General features: G+C 39.2%; 14 protein-coding genes and 1 CRISPR repeat array. Of the genes, 5 read left to right on the top strand and 9 right to left on the bottom strand.

Annotation, left to right across the window (positions count from 1 at the left end; all coding sequences use genetic code 11):
* Positions 1-302 precede the first annotated feature (302 nt).
* Positions 303-1550, top strand: coding sequence for an IS4 family transposase (locus N774_RS0114240; protein WP_155250330.1), 1248 nt, complete (start codon positions 303-305; stop codon positions 1548-1550).
* A 481-nt stretch (positions 1551-2031) separates the two neighbouring features.
* A complete protein-coding gene (locus N774_RS0114230; protein ID WP_024861878.1) occupies positions 2032-4374 on the top strand; it encodes a dockerin type I repeat-containing protein in 2343 nt (780 codons plus the stop codon).
* Between the two features lie 588 nt (positions 4375-4962).
* Here N774_RS0114230 and N774_RS0114225 read toward each other — a convergent pair.
* Together N774_RS0114225 and N774_RS18955 are read right to left on the bottom strand one after the other, a co-directional pair.
* A complete protein-coding gene (locus N774_RS0114225; protein ID WP_024861877.1) occupies positions 4963-5709 on the bottom strand; it encodes a hypothetical protein in 747 nt (248 codons plus the stop codon).
* A gap of 48 nt (positions 5710-5757) precedes the next feature.
* On the bottom strand, positions 5758-6225 hold the full coding sequence (locus tag N774_RS18955) for a rhomboid family intramembrane serine protease (protein WP_080770571.1): 468 nt from the start codon (positions 6223-6225) through the stop codon (positions 5758-5760).
* Between N774_RS18955 and N774_RS0114215 the strand changes: the two genes are divergently transcribed.
* The gene (locus tag N774_RS0114215; protein ID WP_196231560.1) at positions 6211-6441 is read left to right on the top strand and encodes a PD-(D/E)XK nuclease family protein; all 231 of its coding nucleotides are present in this window, start codon (positions 6211-6213) and stop codon (positions 6439-6441) included. The genes N774_RS18955 and N774_RS0114215 overlap by 15 nt on opposite strands.
* A gap of 238 nt (positions 6442-6679) precedes the next feature.
* Complete coding sequence (locus tag N774_RS0114210) at positions 6680-7351, top strand: hypothetical protein (protein WP_024861874.1); 672 nt, start codon at positions 6680-6682, stop codon at positions 7349-7351.
* Positions 7352-8357: 1006 nt separating this feature from the next.
* Here the strand turns inward: N774_RS0114210 and N774_RS0114205 are convergent.
* The 4 genes from N774_RS0114205 to N774_RS0114180 form a co-directional block, all read right to left on the bottom strand.
* On the bottom strand, positions 8358-8567 hold the full coding sequence (locus tag N774_RS0114205; protein WP_024861873.1) for a hypothetical protein: 210 nt from the start codon (positions 8565-8567) through the stop codon (positions 8358-8360).
* A gap of 564 nt (positions 8568-9131) precedes the next feature.
* Positions 9132-10010 carry a viperin family antiviral radical SAM protein gene (locus tag N774_RS0114190; RefSeq protein ID WP_024861872.1) on the bottom strand — a complete coding sequence of 293 codons (879 nt, stop codon included), beginning with the start codon at positions 10008-10010 and terminating at the stop codon, positions 9132-9134.
* 343 nt (positions 10011-10353) lie between these two features.
* Positions 10354-11046 (bottom strand): GTPase family protein, encoded by a 693-nt coding sequence (locus N774_RS0114185; protein ID WP_024861871.1) that lies wholly within the window; start codon positions 11044-11046, stop codon positions 10354-10356.
* Between the two features lie 64 nt (positions 11047-11110).
* Complete coding sequence (locus N774_RS0114180) at positions 11111-12100, bottom strand: GTPase family protein (RefSeq protein ID WP_024861870.1); 990 nt, start codon at positions 12098-12100, stop codon at positions 11111-11113.
* Between the two features lie 526 nt (positions 12101-12626).
* A CRISPR array of direct repeats spans positions 12627-12933; the repeat unit is 35 nt; unit sequence GTTTCCGTCCCCGTGAGGGGTATGAGTTGCAACTT.
* 291 nt (positions 12934-13224) lie between these two features.
* On the opposite strand from N774_RS0114180, the gene cas6 reads away from it, so the two are divergent.
* Positions 13225-13965, top strand: a complete 741-nt coding sequence (gene cas6, locus N774_RS0114165; protein WP_155250407.1) for a CRISPR-associated endoribonuclease Cas6 — start codon at positions 13225-13227, stop codon at positions 13963-13965.
* A 47-nt stretch (positions 13966-14012) separates the two neighbouring features.
* Here cas6 and N774_RS0114160 read toward each other — a convergent pair whose 3' ends face one another.
* The 3 genes from N774_RS0114160 to N774_RS0114150 are packed head-to-tail and all read right to left on the bottom strand — an operon-like array spanning position 14013 to position 17537.
* Positions 14013-15770, bottom strand: coding sequence for a TIGR03986 family type III CRISPR-associated RAMP protein (locus N774_RS0114160; protein WP_024861868.1), 1758 nt, complete (start codon positions 15768-15770; stop codon positions 14013-14015).
* Positions 15770-16249 (bottom strand): type III-D CRISPR-associated protein Csx19, encoded by a 480-nt coding sequence (gene csx19, locus N774_RS17565; RefSeq protein ID WP_155250406.1) that lies wholly within the window; start codon positions 16247-16249, stop codon positions 15770-15772. The genes N774_RS0114160 and csx19 overlap by 1 nt, the downstream gene beginning before the upstream one ends.
* On the bottom strand, positions 16242-17537 hold the full coding sequence (locus N774_RS0114150) for an RAMP superfamily CRISPR-associated protein (RefSeq protein WP_024861866.1): 1296 nt from the start codon (positions 17535-17537) through the stop codon (positions 16242-16244). The genes csx19 and N774_RS0114150 overlap by 8 nt, the downstream gene beginning before the upstream one ends.

The following is a 17537-nucleotide window of genomic DNA, read 5'->3' as shown; positions in this document are numbered from 1 at the left end:
AGTAACTTATGTACTATTCATATTATACACTGCACTGTCTCCCAAAGTCAAGAATACATATTGAACGAAGAAGTCCCCTCACGGGTAATGTCATTAAGCTAAGGAAAAGTAAAATAATCACAGGAATCAAAGATCCTGTGATTATTTTTTATGTATATAATGTAAATTTTTGCAAAAAGGTATTGACAAAAAGCCAAAAATGTGCGGCGCAGCTAATCAGATATACACATCTGATTGGAGGTTTTACCGTGCAAAAATACTGTAATATCGTCAAAAACAAGCTTAATACTCTTATCAGCAACATGGAGAAAAATAACTCTGATTTCGTAGTTGATCCTAAGAGAGATTTTGTTCGTAAAAGTGAGCTATCTTTCTCAAAAACATTGAGATTCATTCTCGGAATGGGCAGCCAGACACTTGGCAAGGAGCTTGTAGAATTCTATGATTATGATTCAAAAATGGTATCTGTGTCTGCTATCGTTCAGAGAAGAGCTAAAATACTTCCTGCTGCTTTTCAGTATCTGTTCCATAAATTCAATGAAACATTTTCTCAAACCAATTTCTTTCACGGCTACAGGCTTTATGCTGTGGACGGTTCTGATATACATATTCCTACTGATCCTGATGATAAGGATACTTTTTATCGTGCAAATAATGATGTAAAAGGCTATAACCTCATGCATCTGAATGCTTTGTATGACATTATGAACCGTAGATATATCGATGCTGTATTACAGGACAGTCGCAATGAAAATGAGCATTCTGCTCTCATAAGTATGCTTGAAAATATCGGACATGAGTCCATTATCGTTGCGGATAGAGGATATGAATCCTACAACACGATCGCTCATCTTGAAAATAACGGCTTGAAATATGTGATGCGCATCAAGACAAGCGGTGGAATTGCTCATAAATTCAACATTCCCCATAATGAGGAAGCTGATTTTGCTGCAAATATTATTATTACAAGAAGACAAACTAATGAAGTTAAGGCTAATCCTGAACTTTATCGTTATCTTCCGCACTCTTCAAATTTCGACTTCCTTCCGAAAGAATCGAAAGATACATATCCTCTTAAATTCAGGATAATAAGGCTCAAGATATCTGAAGATAACTATGAAACCATTGTTACCAATCTCTGTGATGATGAGTTCTCTGCCGAAGATATAAAGATGATATACAAAATGCGCTGGGGGATCGAGACTTCATTCAGAGAACTGAAGTACCAGGTTGGTCTTATTGCTTTCCATTCAAAGAAAAAGGACTGCGTGATACAGGAAATCTTTGCAAGTCTTATCATGTATAACTTATCTATGCTGATTACCGAAAATATCACCATAGATGACGATAAGCATAATGATTACCGCTATAAAATCAATTATGCTTTTGCTATACATATCTGCATCAAATTCTTTCGCTCTGCACACGCAAATCCTTTTCTTTTGGAAGAGCTGATAGCAAGAAACAAGTGCCCTGTCAGACCTGATCGTATTGCTGATAGGAAAACTCGATATCATTCTGCTATTCCCTTCAACTACAGACTATCATAATTCTTCGATTATGTCAATCTTTTTTCAGGCAGATCTCGGATCTGTCTTTTCGTCATGCATTTTTTGCGAATGTAACAGCAGGAGTATGTCTGGTCATATTCCAAACATACTCCTGTTCTTTTTCGTATTTGATTAGCTTAATGACATTACCCTCACGGGGACTCTCTGTATCATTTTTCATTAGTTTGGGTTTTATCATGGAAATATCATACATTGAAGCTTAGAATTGCCTGTTTATTGCGGACAAATCTACATAGAAATACAACACACAAGTTTTATCGTTAAATATTAATCATGGCATTCGTAAATTAGAATTTTAATGAAAACGTATTGATTTTTCGGTAAATGTATAGTATTATTAAGGTGACAAAGTGTACGTGCAAATAATTACGAAAAAGGTGAGAAGCAAGAATATTAATGCCTTCAAATACTTAAGAGACCAACAACACCTTTCATTCCATAAAAACGAGGAGTTGATATTATGAAAAAGAAAGTTTTAGTAGCTTTTATTGCTGCTGTGAGCTGTGTAGGAACATTCCCTGTTTCAAGTATTCCGCTTACAAGTATAGCTGAGAAAGCTACTGTAGAACAGTCAGTAGAAACTGAAAGTCCGCTTAAAGATTATGCAGACACCATAAATGAATACCTACGTTCAAACAGCGTTTTAGGCTATGCGTATATTCAGGATTTTGATGCCACTGAAAAACTGCTTATTACTTATGTCAGTGACTTAGAAAAAATAAAAGCTTATATCACCGACTTAGGCATTGATGAAAACATAGTTCTTTATTCACAGAGCCATGATGATTATTCAGTTTCGAAATTATCAGGTAAAATTGTATCACTACCTGACAAGCTAGAATACAAGATTGGTGAACAAATAGACTTGACTGGCATAAGAATAGAAGCAGCAAAGGGGAATGAAAAAGCTGTTGTTTATACATATCCGGATGTGGCTTTTGATTATCAGTCCAACATACCTAAACCTGCGACACTCCTTCTCTCCACTGATTTTCGCAGTGATAAGACCGGTACTTATACAGTTAAGGCCATAGACATGGATAACGTAAGGTTTGATGTTAATGTCGTTGATGATTCTATACTGCCAGACGCAACAGTAACTATTCCTAGAACAATGGCTCCCGAGACTGAAACAGCTGTTGATTCATCCGCATCTGACGCCAAATTTGACGAAGACGAGTTCTTTGTAGTAGTAGGTACTTACAAAGGATCAACACAGCTCAGGTCTCTCAAACGCAGATCTGACGGTTCATATGCGGCTGAAAAGATAGTATGGGAAGCTGCTCCACAGGGACTCAGTTACGGCGATGTTCTAACGGCTGAGGGAAAGGTCATTATGGAGCAGGTCAGACCAGCGTCCGATCCTGTCTACGCTATGGCTTATTACTACAAACTCGACGACTCAGCCAAGCTTACAAAGGTTGGCAGTTGCGCTCAGCTTATGGAGAAAAAAGACCTTACTGTCGAAAGAGTAACTTATGACGGCTCGGCGCACTGGAGCATTGATTATACGGATGAGAACGGAGAAAAATACTATTACGGTCTAAGCACATATGGTTCCTCCCTGGGCGTTAACCCTACCGGCGGCAAGGAAGGAGATATTTATACCTTTGCTGCGATTGACGGAAATATAGTAGTTCCGCTTGCAAAAAAAGACGTTGAAAGCGATATCAATAAAGAGCCTGAATACAAGATAGTCAAGCTTCCCGACAAGGTGGAATACAAGCTTGGCGAAACGATAGATCTTACTGGTCTGGAAATAGAAGTTACAAAAGCTAATGAAGAGCCTGTGGTCTATACATATCCTGATATTGCTTTTGCGCATGATTCCACTACTCCAAAACCTGCAACAGTTCTTCTCTTTTCTGATGATTTCCGCAGTGATAAGGCGGGAACTTATAAAGTAGAGGTAGTTGGCGCGGATGACGTAAGCTTTGATGTTAAGGTCGTTGATGATTCATCAATTAAGGATCTTGAGGAAGGTAAAACGATGACGCTTGATGATGTCATTGAACTTTCAAAAAAGGGCGATGATCTGACGTGGTCGGACTTCGAGCCATATAAGGCTCTTGACGCAAGTACCTGTATCCGCAACTGGCAATACGAACTAGGAAACGGCTACATACTTGATGTTGGTGGTCAGCCTGATGAAAAGCCGGATTTTATCCTTTTAGGGTATTACAGCTTCCAGAACTGTGATGTTAGAAAAGAAAATGTTCCGGGATTTATAGATTATATTACGGAAACATATATTTTCGTAAAGGGCGACGCGAACTTCGACCGACATGTGGATATGTCCGATGCTGTGCTTGTTATGCAGGCTCTGGCAAATCCAAATAAGTACGGCTTAAACGGTACAGACGAGAAGCACCTCACTGAGCAGGGCTTGGCAAATGCCGACATAGACGGCAATGGTCTTACCGTTGCGGACGCACTGGCAATACAGAGAAAGCTGCTGCATCTGAGTGGTATTGATGAATATCCCATAGGCGGAAAGACCTTTGTATATGAAAAAGAGGGCTTTGGAAGTGACTTCATTATCAATTTTTATGCAGGCGGAGCCTACGAATACTATGAGGGTGTTTTAAGCAGCTACATAGGTGCAGGAAGATGGGAAATAAAAGATGATACTGTTGTAATGACAGAAAATATTTCCAAAAAAGTCAATCATCTGAAAATAAATGGCAACGACCTTGTCTACATTGCAGACGGATCGGATAATTTTTACTATCTCAAAGTAAATGACGGCGAGAAATTTTCAGTACAGCCCTCGTTGACACAGATTGAAAAAATAAAGCAATAGCTGTCCGACTTCTTTAATGAAGAAAAGGTTGACTATACAGTTATCCCAAAAGATAAAATCAATAATCTCTATAATTCGCACTATATTGCTATATACCATTACTTGTTGCGCTAAGTTAACATCACCTTTTAAAAGGCATTCAAAAGGATTTGTTTTATTTTTTTATTAAGGTACATTTGGTGTACATTTCGAATTTTAGACATATAATCAAAAAATATAACTGCTCGCAAGATGATACAAAATCAGTCTTGCGAGCAGTTCTTTATTCTCAATCTAAGCCTATATTTAGGTAAAATTAAAAGGCACTATATTTTGCAATATAGTGCCAATTCTTTGTGCATCATTGACGGAAATATTGATATACGATAAATCGCTATTTCTCGCAATTTGTGTAAATATCACTTCTCCTAAATGCGTATAAAACCTGTCTATTACTTCATTATTGTAACATATTTCGATTAATTTGTCAATAGAAAAATAGAAATTATGCTTTCAGCTCTATGTATTACTTATTTGACGCTATGAGATTGGATGTGTACTATGTTTACTTGAAACTCCCCGAAGTGATTTGACAGTATTGGTGATAAATTAAAGTTTCGGAAGATTATCTAATTCGTATGACGGAATACATAACACATACTCCGAATTTACAGTGCGTATGACAGAATATGAATATGGTATCAAGTAGTGATCCAATATAAAACTACCTATAAAAGGTATCAGAGAAAAAAGGCTGCTTTTCTTCTTAACTCCGGCTTTGGAATACGATGACGGAGGTACGCTACGTATCCAATGGCGAATTTTAGCCTTGTTATCCGACTCTGTCCATGGGCTCATAAGTGAGTATGGTATCCTTACTGTTCCGGTAACATCAACAAAATATAAAGCCTCATTGTCAGTGTAAGTGAGGTACATACCATTCGTAAACGGATGATCCTTTTTCCGGTAGAAATCATCCTGTAATGGCTTTGGAAATAACAGTTCTATTTCGTCACTGTCATCGGGAATATTCATTTCGGATACAGCCTTTGTACACATTTCTTCTGAACGTCGCTTTACAGACGGCCTACTGATCCATATCGCGCATATTGCCCAGATAAGCGGAAATCCGAATATTGTAAGCAATCCGAATAACAGGATTAAGCCTGAATTCCAACCTGCAAGATCGCCACCGATCCAAAGAATTGCCATGAAGACGACAAAGGCAATAGCGATCCACTTTGTATTTTTTTCTATCTTTTCGATCTTCTGATTATGTCTTGTGATTTGTTCAAAAAGCTCTGAATTTGGACGGCACACAATTAGTTCATCAGAGTCGAATACATTTTTCAACATAATGAGGTTTCCTCCAGTAAATCTAAGTATAAATCTGACATTAAGGAATTAGTCTTTTGCTTTTTCAGGAATTCTTATGATTTTTGAAAAAACCATAATTGAAGTTAATAAAAACCCTGCGACGAATCCAAATGTATGTGTCAGAAACGAACTCTGGTTATCGTTTGCAAGAATGAAAAAAATCAAAACTCCCCATAGATCCGGTCTGAACCACTTTAATCTGAATATATCAGGGAACCTCAAACAACATACAAAGAATGCAGCTATCAGAGCAAATATTCCACCCGATGAACCACCGCCGTAATCTGGAGCTCCGGAATGAACTATCAGTGAGAATGGAATTTCAGCAAGAGCTCCGCCTAAAACAAAAATAATAAGCGTTTTTATTTTTCCTATAAACGGACTCAGTAACGAACCTACACATATCAGAGCGACAGAATTGAAGAAAATATGAGAAAAGTTATAATGGTAAAAAATGCAAGTGATGAAGTATACTGTGAAGTGCCGTTCTGCCATAAGGTCGAAAATAATGGTACATATACTATCTGGAACGGTGTTATTGATCTGCTCTATAAGAAAGACGGTAAATGGCGAATAGTAGATTATAAGACCAATGCTGAAGCTGGAGGACTTGATTACAAGTATTCTGACCAACTTAATGCTTATAAAAACGCATTCTTATCCATGACAGGTGAAAGTGCTGAAGCATACATCTATCATATCGATATTTAAAGAAGACTGGACAGTTCATTTTGTCTTTTTATCAATTTTGGAATACCAAGAATATTGATTTTTATAAGTATAATTAAATTTGGAAAAAGACATTTCTGCTCTAAGACTTTGAAAAGTAATACAACCAAATTTTATTGTAGGTTTGACTAATTAGTATTGCTTCAAATTAGTCAATACTGCCTAAATATGTTTCTAAAAAAGAATTATAAACAAGAAATATTGTGAGGAGGTATATGTTATGACAGTTTTTGAAGAAAAATTGAGAGCATGTGATCCGAATTGGCAAGAAAAAGTATATAATGCTCTTGGAATTATCGTATCATGTGATAAGTATGGATTGGATTTTTACTCTCCATGTTGTAGTAGATGGAACGATACTTTTGCTGATACGGAAATTAATGAAAACTCCATAAAAACCATTGATGATTTGATAGCAGAGATAGCTGCATCAAATGGATTTAAAAATGTCTTAGAAGAAATGAATATTGGATGCTTTACCAAAAACGAATTGTTTACAAACCTGATTTATAATTTTCAGATTCCAACAGTAAAAGCTTCTCATGAAAAGTTCGGTAATGATTCAGAACACATCCACTTTTATAGCATTGAATATTTTAATACGCATGAATTCGGTAATAATAATTCTCCTATTATTGTTGTCTTTTTTGCTTTTGTGGAATGCGATGAGTCTTACATTGAAATCGAACTTCCCATTTCCATGTCATTACATGAAACCCTCGAATATATAAAGAAAGAAATTGATGAAACCATAGAAAGTTGTAATTTAAATATTGTCACTAAGTTGGAAGAAAAAAAAGTATGTATTCCGAGATCTTACGATGAATTATTAAACTTCTTAAAGTTGATTAATAAATGGTCATTATGTTGGAAGGATGAATTACCAGAATAAAATCATTTTCCATACTGATTATTTGCAAAAGAATAAATCATAAAAAACAACTGTTAGATTCGTCATACAGGAATGAACATGAGGCGGAATTTATTCTTTATGATGCCTCGGAAAGAAATATTAAAAAGCAGTTCAGCGGAGGCAAGCTTCCACTTATAAAGGAACTCAGAGCTGAACAAAAAAGGCTCAAGGCTGAAGTTGAGAAACTAAAAAATGAGATTCGTAATGAGGCCCCACAACTTGAAGAACTTAAGAATATGAGGCGTAATATAGAAATATTCCTTAATAAAGATATTCGACAAAATCAGAAAAAGATATATGAATTGGAATAAAATAATATGGGTAATAGATGTATAACTAGTTCACATACTATTCTCATTAAAAGTCATTTGTTAGCATACGTGTTTGGCAGAAGCTCAGCTCCGCCATACTTTTTTACTCCGCCCACTGCTTTTTTATTATAGTCCAGAATAGAATCAGATTAAGTGATAAATATAAAAAACCGAAAATATTTCGGGATAAAGCAAAAAGACTAAGCCGAAGCTTAGTCTTTTTTTGTTTCCGTCCCCGTGAGGGGTGTGAGTTGCAACTGAAAAAGAAGGTAAGAATAAAAGAAGTGCATATGTTTCCGTCCCCGTGAGGGGTGTGAGTTGCAACGCCATACTGCGCCATAGGGGGACGTACTGCCGTGAGTTTCCGTCCCCGTGAGGGGTATGAGTTGCAACCATAACAAATCCTCATCGTATATGAGGTAGAAGGGTTTCCGTCCCCGTGAGGGGGGTGAGTTGCAACACGGCAAGACAATTCATCTCGAAACTAAAAGAGAGTTTCCGTCCCCGTGAGGGGTGTGAGTTGCGCTACAGGTTCGCACCTTTATGATAGCACATTTAAATAAAAATGTCAAGCGATTTGCAAATAATTTGTTTGATACGTCTTTGCAGGCAGTTGTTGCGGTCAGGAGCTCCTGCCTGCGTTTTGAGCTCCTGACCATGCGGAATGTGTCGGATCACTTGTGCTTTTTCCAGATGTCCTTTACTGTGTCAACGGGGATATTGTACTTTGCTGATGCTTTCCTGAATGCTTCTGATTCTGTTTTGCCTAAAAGGATAAGATTAAGTATAAAGAATACGACCTCGAGTGCTATAGTTACAAGGATAAGAGAAGTTGATGTTGTTGGGTAAGGATAAGGATTAGGATATATAATTCTATTTGCCATAAGAATTCCTCCTTGAAAAAATGAGTGTGTTACCAACTTGCGTATGTTTGGCAGGAGCCCGCAAACCTCCTTCCTGACGAGCTCCTGTAAAAGTTTGTCTTGTACTTGTTTTCCTTACTTGTTGTCGTTGGATGAATTGATTATGTCTATTGCTGTCTCGATGATCTTAACTGTTGCTGAAAGGATCTTAACCAGTATGTTCTTATTCATGTGAATTCCTCCTTAAAGGTGACAGAGGGGATTAGTGAGCAGTGCAGGAGCTTTGTCCCCCTCTTTTACTGTGAGCTCCTACACTGCTGAATCTTGGTGGTGTCGTATCAGGTGGTGTTTCTTACTTTTTCACGGCCTTAATGAGTTTGACTGTAGCTTCTGCGATGGTTCCGACTGTTGTGATGACCGTGATTATTGCTTTAACATTCATGTGAATTCCTCCTTAGAAATGAGAGTGTGTTTACCGACTTGCGTATGCAGGACGGGAGCTCTTTGACCTCCTTTCGGACGAGCTCCCTGCCCTTCTGTTATATAATAGATTTGGTAAACAACGAATTAAGTGATATCTCAAAATTATTTCTTATAACGTGCTTCGTATATTTCCGAGTCGAATGTAAGTTTGCTGATTCCGTCTGAGAATGGAGTGTCTGCGCAGTTTATAACACGAACATAGTTTGAATTTTTAGTATCGTCTACAAGGTATCCGCCTGCGTCTATCATGATGTATGTGCCATTGAGGTTGCTTTCGCATACGATCTCCATACCTGCGTCTGTGTTGTAGAGTACCTTTTCTGAGATAGTGTTGATTCCGAAAGCTGAGAGATTTCTTGTTATGTATTCTGTGTATTCTTCGTCTGTAACTGTTATATCCTTGTTGCTGAAGCGGTCGTTTTCAAACGGGGACATTCTGAGTATTTTCCAGCGGTCAACGGGGAGATCGTGCTTTCTGATAAGTTCGCCCGGGGTTTCGTCTTTATTGATAGCTGATACAACAGTGTTTACCTTGATTTTTATGCTGGGATTGTATTTCTTTATAAGTGTGAATATTTCCTTTATCCTGTCAAGATCGAGAACTCTGCCATTTGTGTCACAACGTCCGATTTTTCTAAGCGTATCCGGGAAGAAGCTGTCTAATGAGAAACCGATAGTAGTAAAAAGTGATACGTTATTCTTTATCCATTCTTCGTCTATACATGAGCCGTTTGTTATGACGCTGCATTTACAGCCGAGGCTGTTTGCGTATTCTGCGAGAGAAGTCAGATGAGGGTAAAGGAGCGGTTCGCCGCCTGCGAAATTAAAAGAAGTTACCATGCCTGATGCTACTGCGTTATCTATTATGTTTATCCATGTTTCAGGTGTGAGTACATTATGTTTGTCAAAGTGTGCGAAACAATGGCGGCATCTGTAATTGCAGGCTTCGATAAGGTGAAGATTAACTTTAAGCTTTTTCATAATACTACCTCCTTGCAGGTGTCGGGTGTTTGTACGTTCACTATATAATAGACCGGTCAGAAGTGAAATTAAGTGATAAATAAAAAAATCCCGAAAAAAATTTTTCGGGATAAAGAAAAAAGACTAAGCCGAAGCTTAGTCTTTTTGTTTTGTTCCGTCCCCGTGAGGGGTGTGAGTTGCAACTTGGTAGTATCGCAGTTATAGGTTGTTCAATCGGTGCGTTTCCGTCCCCGTGAGGGGTGTGAGTTGCACCATAGGTTTGCACCTTTATGATAGCACATTCAAACATAAATGTCAAGCTTTTATCCAAAAAACCGTTTCATTTGTCCCCAAACCAGCTTTTTCAATCAGTCACCAGAGGACGACGGCGAGCTGGAATGCTGTCGATAAGTCTGTCATACAGCGCCTTGATGTTGTATTTATGCTCTGCCGAATAATATACGGGCTTGTTTATCCACACTCCTGTTGCTTCGTGAATCCTTTCTCTGATCGAATCTGCCTTTGCTTCAAGGAATTGCCTGAGTTCTTCATCGGGAGTATTGCTGTATTCGTTCCAGTGTCTGCCCTTCATTGCCATATCTGCCTGATTTATTGCAACTATAATGCGCTCCTTCTGGAAATTAGGGATAATGATATTATTGATAAGCTTAAACACTGTTCCCATATCCCTGACCGTACCGTCTATCAGTATAAGAACTATATCAATAAATCCGTATTTGTGACCGTTCAGACTGTAGGTTTTATAGAGCATATCAACAAGTTTTCTTGAGTGTTCTTCGTCTCTTTTCACTCCGTCGCCCAGCCCAGGAGTATCCCATAATCTTACATGATCGTTCAGAGAATAATCGTCTATCTCCATTGTTTCGGGGTCAGTTCCTGTTCCGACTTTAGCCGAGCTGCCGTTGAGGATAGCGTTCAATGTAGTAGATTTGCCTGCGCCTGTTGCACCTACCACCAGTATATCAAGTGGTCTGAAGCCTGCAATGTTTAGTCTTGTCTCGATGTCGTCTTTTCTGTAATTCTTAAGGTTTGTCATATTACTTCACTCCTTTCTGTGCTCCGCCCCCGAAAGAACGGAGCACATTTATTATTTGTCAATATTAAGAAAACAGACCTCTGAAAATACTTACAACAACTCCTACTGCACCGCCAACAACTGTTCCTACTACTCTGCCTGCTACTCTGCCTACTGTTCCGAAATTACTGCCTATATCCTCGCCTATATTACCGCCTGTCTCTGCAAATTCCGATATTGTTTCCATGTAGCTGTTTTTGATTTCCTTTGAATAGTCCCTGAGCTCGTCGTTATCCTTCCATACATTCGGATCCTTGTTGATATTGTCGCAGTAAGCAAGTCTTTTTTCCTTTGGAGTCATTTTGAGTATGTAACTGTAAAGCTTGGAAAGGTTATAGGGGTTCTGCTTTGACGTTCCGTCTGTGTATCCTGCACTGTAATATATAGGTTCGACTTTGACTCCTGTTGCTGCGTATATACGGTTTTTGATGGATTCTGCTTTGGCGTCAAGGAATGCGGTGAGTTCTGCGTTTGGTCTGTTGCTTTCCGTTTCCCAGTTTCTGCCCTTCATCGCCATGTCTGCCTGATTGATTGCCACAAGTATTCTGCCTTCTCTGTTTTGGCCAAGGTTCGGGATTATAACATTATTGATAAGTTCATATGAAGTTCCGAGGTCTCTGCTGCTGCCGTCGAGTATTACAAGTACAAGGTCAATGAGTGCGTTTCCGTTTTCGTCTTTTTCGGTAAGCTTTTTTATGATGTTTTTTGCGTGTTTGTTGTCTGCTTCCTTGCCGTCTCCGAGTCCCGGGCTGTCCCACAGTATCATATTGCCTAAAGAATATTTTTCGATTTCCATGGTTTCGGGGTCTACGCCTATTCCAACTTTAGCCACCTCCTCTCCGAACATTGCGTTTATTGTTGAACTTTTGCCGCTGCCCGTACCGCCTGTAATGAGTATATTGAGTTTTTCGTTTCTGAGTTTGGTAAGTGCCAGCATAAGTTTTGCCTTGGTTTCTTCGTTAAGGGCTTCGCTGTTGATGATCTCCTCGATCTCACTGTAAATATTCTTTTCCATTCTTTTTTACCTCCTGTTTTTCACTTGTTGTTATTCTCGTCTGATGCCTGGATAATGGTTATTGCTGCCTCGATAAGGGTTATTGCCGCTGAGATAATGCCGATGATAACTTTTTTATTCATTTTTATATCCTCCTTTTTCATGCGGGCTTGTTGTTGTCGTCGGATGTGTTGATTATGTCTATTGCTGTCTCGATGATCTTAACTGTTGCTGAAAGGATCTTAACCAGTATGTTCTTGTTCATGTAAATTCCTCCTTAAAGGTCGCAGGTTGATATATGTGTGCGGCATGGGAGCTCTTTGACCTCCTTTCTGTGAGCTCCGTGCCTTTCTGTTATATAATAGACTGTAATTGCATTGGATTAAGTGATAAGCGAAAAAATTTTTTCGGAGCATTTTTCATGTGTTTCATGCCCTTCTGTTATATAATAGATCGGAGAAATAAAGAATTAAGTGATAAATAAAAAATTCCCAAAAAAAATTTCGGGATAAAGAAAAAAGACTAAGCCGAAGCTTAGTCTTTTTTTGTTTCCGTCCCCGTGAGGGGTATGAGTTGCAACTTATATTTTTGGAGGGATATGCTATGTGCCAATCGTTTCCGTCCCCGTGAGGGGTATGAGTTGCAACTTTATATTTTTATCTGAGAAACATACTCTATAGTGAGTTTCCGTCCCCGTGAGGGGTATGAGTTGCAACTTCAAAAAGATCGAACCAATGCCGTTATGGACTGAGTTTCCGTCCCCGTGAGGGGTGTGAGTTGCAACTTCATTCCTTTTACGTAGAAAACATCGGTACGAACGTTTCCGTCCCCGTGAGGGGTGTAAGTTGCAACACCAAGAAATTACTGCTTTTGTACAAAACAGTTCATTATCTTACTGTTGCATTAATAATTCAAGCTCAAAAATCGCATTTTTGTTCATAGCTTATTCATAAACAGCCGTTTTTGAGGTGCGAACCTCCTTTTTTTGAGGTTGTTTTGCAACTCACTTTTCATAGGTTCGCACTATTATAATATCATGTTTTTGATAAAATGTCAAGTGATTTTGTGAAATGTGTACACTTAACTTGATTTTTAGCAAAGGATATGCTAAAATCATAATATACTTAAAAAAGTGAGGGATAGATTTGCTTTGTAAAATAATACTGCCATTTGAAAGTCAGAAGGGCCTACGTTATAACTTTTATGCTTCATCACTTATGCAGGGGATAATGATGGAGACTATCCCTGCGTTTTATGCCAAAAAAATGCACAGCCTTTCGCTCCGCCCTTACAGTCAGTATTCATGCTGTCTGAACGGACAAAACGTATGGACTGTTTCAACTCTCAGCCGCGAAGCTTACGATAATATCATTACTCCTCTTCTTTCACTCAAAAGCGCTTGCGTAAAGCATAAAGACGATATTATCACGTTTGGCTGTGCTGATACTGAGATATTGTCATATCAGCAGTTGCTGTCTGAAAACGCCGTCTCCTCAGACGCAAGCGATATACTGACACTGGAGTTTACCACTCCCACCGCCTTTAAAAGCAACGGCAGCTATATCATACTTCCCACCCTCAGACTGATATTTCAGAGCCTCGCAAAACGCTTTGACGCCTTTTTCGGCATTGATGATAATAACTATGATGACCTTTTCAATGATATAGACAAATACATTAAAGTTACTGATTATGAGCTGTCAAGTGCTTCATTCTCACTTGAGGGCGTGAAGATTCCCTCCTTCAAGGGCAGTATTACCATGCGTGTAAAAGCTCCGACTGAGTTCAGGAGCTATATCCGTATGCTTTGCCGCTTTTCTGAATTCTCGGGCATAGGTATCAAAACTGCGATAGGAATGGGAAGCGTTCGTTATCATAGCATATAAAGAGTCAGACCTGATCGGCATTCGCCTTTCAGGTCTGTTTTTTATTATCACTTTTTTTGTGATGAGCGTTTTTTATTGCCTTGGTAGCTGTTGCAGATCAGCGTTTGATCTTCATCTGTAAGTTTCGGCAGCTTATCAATATATTTGAGAGGTTCTCCGATTTTTTTCAGCGTTGGCCGATTATTAGCAAACCACTTGAATACTCCATTGCCATCAGTACTATATGGATAGCTTATGTATTTGCCGTTTACAGTATTGATATTCGTGACTTTCAATACATTATCCACATTTGTCTGATTTTCAAATACGTTTTGCAGGTCGGGATTGATAATATCGGTCATGTCCTTTTCGATGTATTCGGGATATTCAAACTTCCTGACAGTTATCCTGTCACAAACTATCTTTGCTGAGCCAAGACCAAGCGGCTTTCCGTGACCTATCTTGTGGCACTGCTTTGAATCGCTCCTGTTATCGCCGAGAGTAAGGGTAAACGCCAGCTTTCTGAGTTGCTCCCCGGTAATTTTGTCAAAATAGACCGTGAAACGAAATTCGCTACCTTTCTTGACAAGCTGGACTTTACGTTTTAAATTCTCCTTAACTACGGCGTCTTTACATATCGGGTGCGATGCAATATACCGATTGTGCCAGTAGTATTTTCTTCCGGCTATTTCAACTCCCGGAGTATCGGCTGTATAACTTTTATCTTTACCTTTATACTTGAGATAGAACTCAAACGAAGAAAGTCTCGGTGCGCCAAGAATGTCAAGGATATAGCTTTCATCAAGGCAGTCGGGAGTAACGCAAACCGCATCGCCGAACCTCACCCTTGACGACAGCGCAAAGCCGTCATCGTTTACTGTTCCGAAAAGAGCGCAGGCGTCGCAAATATTATTAATATCGGCGCATTTTTCAAGGCGTTTATTTCTGAGCAAGTCTATCGGCTTGTTATAAAAAACCGCTCTTGACATCTGCGACGGTGCAAAATAGTAATGCCCGTCTAAATAGCAATACCATACGGGTAGCATCGCTTTTTCATTTCTTTGTATTTCCTCAAATTGGTTGTTATATGCTACCAGTTTTTGAAGCTTATCCTTATCCTTTTCTAATGCTTTTAAGCTTTTTTTGATGTTTACTTCAAATCTATTTATGTAATAAGGGCGTATGTTTATTCCTGTGTCGCTAACCTTTTCAAATACACTGTCAAGGTTTTGCCTCCCTTGCGACAGAATACGATTGACCTTGTGGACATAGCCTTTTTTCTCAGAATCGGGGGAATTCACATCTCTGAAATAAAATATCTCTTCATGTACTTTTTTATTATTGTCCTGTGCTTCATCATTTTTTTTCTTTTCGGAGGTATAAGAATTGAATGTGACCAGCGTTCCCTCAGGGATATTCCTGACCCATTTATTTGACTCATCCTTATATCTTTTGGCTTCATAGAGTACATACTTGCCATTCTCCATGCAAAGCAGTCCGCACTTATTCTTGTTGAGCCTTGAACTGAAATAATCTTCATCAGTATCATTAGTCGACGAAAAACAGGAATCCGTAAGAGCTTCGTACAAGCTTCTGATAGTTCCTCTCAGGCTGCTTCCGGGTATAACTGGTTTGCCGTTGACGTTGAAAAAATCAAATAATCCTTCAGACACCTCGTCGCATAATGCTATCTGTGAACGAGTAAACAGCGTGCATTCAATCTTTCCGCTGATAAGATCGGCGCTGCTGTTATAGTACTCGCGGAGACTCTTCTTATTGCCGTCGTTGACTGGGATAAAAGTATATGGATTAATAAAGCCGCCCATTATTCGTCCCCCTTTTCAAGATAACGCACGCACCTAAAATCAGTTATCTGAGCTATATTCTGCTCATCATATGAAACATAGTTGCGTATCTGTATTCTTTCTGCATTTTCGACAGGAAGCTGGTATTTTCCGCCGCCTGTAGAAATATAACTTGTCCCGTATGATAAGCCGGGGTTAATATCAAGATAGTGTTCTTGAGGAAAATAGTCCTTTTTTTCGACGAGTCCTGAATCTTCAATATATCTGAAGCTGAATGCATCTGCAATGGTTGGTCTCATTATCTTGAGCTCAGACTGTAAATTGAATATACGTGCTTCAAGCAGATGCTCGGTGTCTTCAATATCACGCTGTTCACAGCAGATGAACCTGTCGGTATACAAAAGTATCATGCTTCCGCCAGTGATCAACCTTCCAACCAGACTGTTTATATCTGATACAGCACCACACTCTTTAACATAGGTTTTAAAACTGTTACTCACTGACTTCATCTCCCATCATTCCGGATAAATCACACTTTTCAAGTGCTTCTGTAACATCTCTTCCATTGAGTTTCATTTCGGTTATTTCAAATATACCCCGTCCGACAGATGCCAGTCCGCCTATTGAAAGATATCCGTTGCTAAGATCGCATAATACAGCGGCAATTATTATCCTGCATTTTTCGGTTTCTTCTACGTCTTTCAGAAGTGTAATATCAAGATCACAGCAACTGTCATAACAGGTTATTTCGCTGTACAGCGCACCGTCCTTAACGCCGGCAGAAAAACGGTCGATAGCGTTTCGTGTTATCATTTTGGATATTCCGTTTTTTAATCTGCTCTCTGAAAAATATATTCTTGATTTCTGCTGTTCGTTATTTTCGGTATCTACGAAGCCAAACAGCTTGTCCGTAAGAACAGGATCAGCTGAAAGCTCCTTGAAACGGCTTCGGAACGCACCAGCCCAGCTTGTGCCGGGAATAACAGGAACGCCGTCATTTGTGGAAAGCTGAGTATAGTCCGCAGAGGATATATCTTTGACCGTATATGAACGGATGGATATCGCACCCTTCTGCTTTAGTTTCAATGATATGGTATCTGCAAAATCTGTTACGGAGAATTCCTTCAGTTTCGGGGTTATTTCAGAATAGCATTCTTCATTTCCCTGATTAAACTGATCGAAGTCAAGCCATCTTTTTCGGTCCTGAGGAAGCGTGAATTCTGATATTCCGAGCCATGAGATGCTGATCTGACCGTATCCTCTTGATGTCTTTGATCCTATCCTGAGTACGCCGCAATCAAAAGCCGCAAGCGTTTTTATTATGTCTGATTTTTCCTTTTCGGAAGCGTTAAGGAGCTCAATAAGAGCGGAAAATTCTGCATTTGTCTCTACAGCTTCCATATCGAATTTCGCACCATCTACTGCTATCTTGTTATATGGCATTTCATTTTCCAGGAGCTCAGAAGGCAGTTTGCTACTCAGAGCTACTCCGTCTCTGAATGTAATGAAATGATCTGATCCTAAAACCGCATCATAGAAACGTATTCTGCTTGAAATTGCTTTGCCGTCAGAGCTATTTCCGATAGTTCCCCAGAAACTGTCATCAAGATTACCGTATGCAGCAAGAAAATGGCGTATGGCACCGGCTAAAGCAGTAGCAGGGATAACCGGATCATCAGCGCTGTCAAGTATAACGTCACTGTCGGTTACTGAATCATTGCCCGATCCGATAGCAAGAGGAGATGCAAGGCTGAATTTAAGTTTGAGGTATGTTATTGCATTTCCCAT

The organism is Ruminococcus flavefaciens AE3010 (genome assembly GCF_000526795.1).
Classification (GTDB): Bacteria; Bacillota; Clostridia; order Oscillospirales; family Ruminococcaceae; genus Ruminococcus; species Ruminococcus flavefaciens_D.
Note: the sequence above shows the minus strand (reverse complement) of the source record. Positions and strands in the feature narration are given on the sequence as shown.

Coding starts and splice junctions, on each gene's coding strand:
- N774_RS0114240 (WP_155250330.1), top strand. CDS start 303: ATGGAGAAAAATAACTCTGATTTCGTAGTTGATCCTAAGAGAGATTTT.
- N774_RS0114230 (WP_024861878.1), top strand. CDS start 2,032: ATGAAAAAGAAAGTTTTAGTAGCTTTTATTGCTGCTGTGAGCTGTGTA.
- N774_RS0114225 (WP_024861877.1), bottom strand. CDS start 5,709: ATGTTGAAAAATGTATTCGACTCTGATGAACTAATTGTGTGCCGTCCA.
- N774_RS18955 (WP_080770571.1), bottom strand. CDS start 6,225: ATGGCAGAACGGCACTTCACAGTATACTTCATCACTTGCATTTTTTAC.
- N774_RS0114210 (WP_024861874.1), top strand. CDS start 6,680: ATGACAGTTTTTGAAGAAAAATTGAGAGCATGTGATCCGAATTGGCAA.
- N774_RS0114205 (WP_024861873.1), bottom strand. CDS start 8,567: ATGGCAAATAGAATTATATATCCTAATCCTTATCCTTACCCAACAACA.
- N774_RS0114190 (WP_024861872.1), bottom strand. CDS start 10,010: ATGAAAAAGCTTAAAGTTAATCTTCACCTTATCGAAGCCTGCAATTAC.
- N774_RS0114185 (WP_024861871.1), bottom strand. CDS start 11,046: ATGACAAACCTTAAGAATTACAGAAAAGACGACATCGAGACAAGACTA.
- N774_RS0114180 (WP_024861870.1), bottom strand. CDS start 12,100: ATGGAAAAGAATATTTACAGTGAGATCGAGGAGATCATCAACAGCGAA.
- N774_RS0114160 (WP_024861868.1), bottom strand. CDS start 15,770: ATGGGCGGCTTTATTAATCCATATACTTTTATCCCAGTCAACGACGGC.
- N774_RS0114150 (WP_024861866.1), bottom strand. CDS start 17,537: ATGGGAAATGCAATAACATACCTCAAACTTAAATTCAGCCTTGCATCT.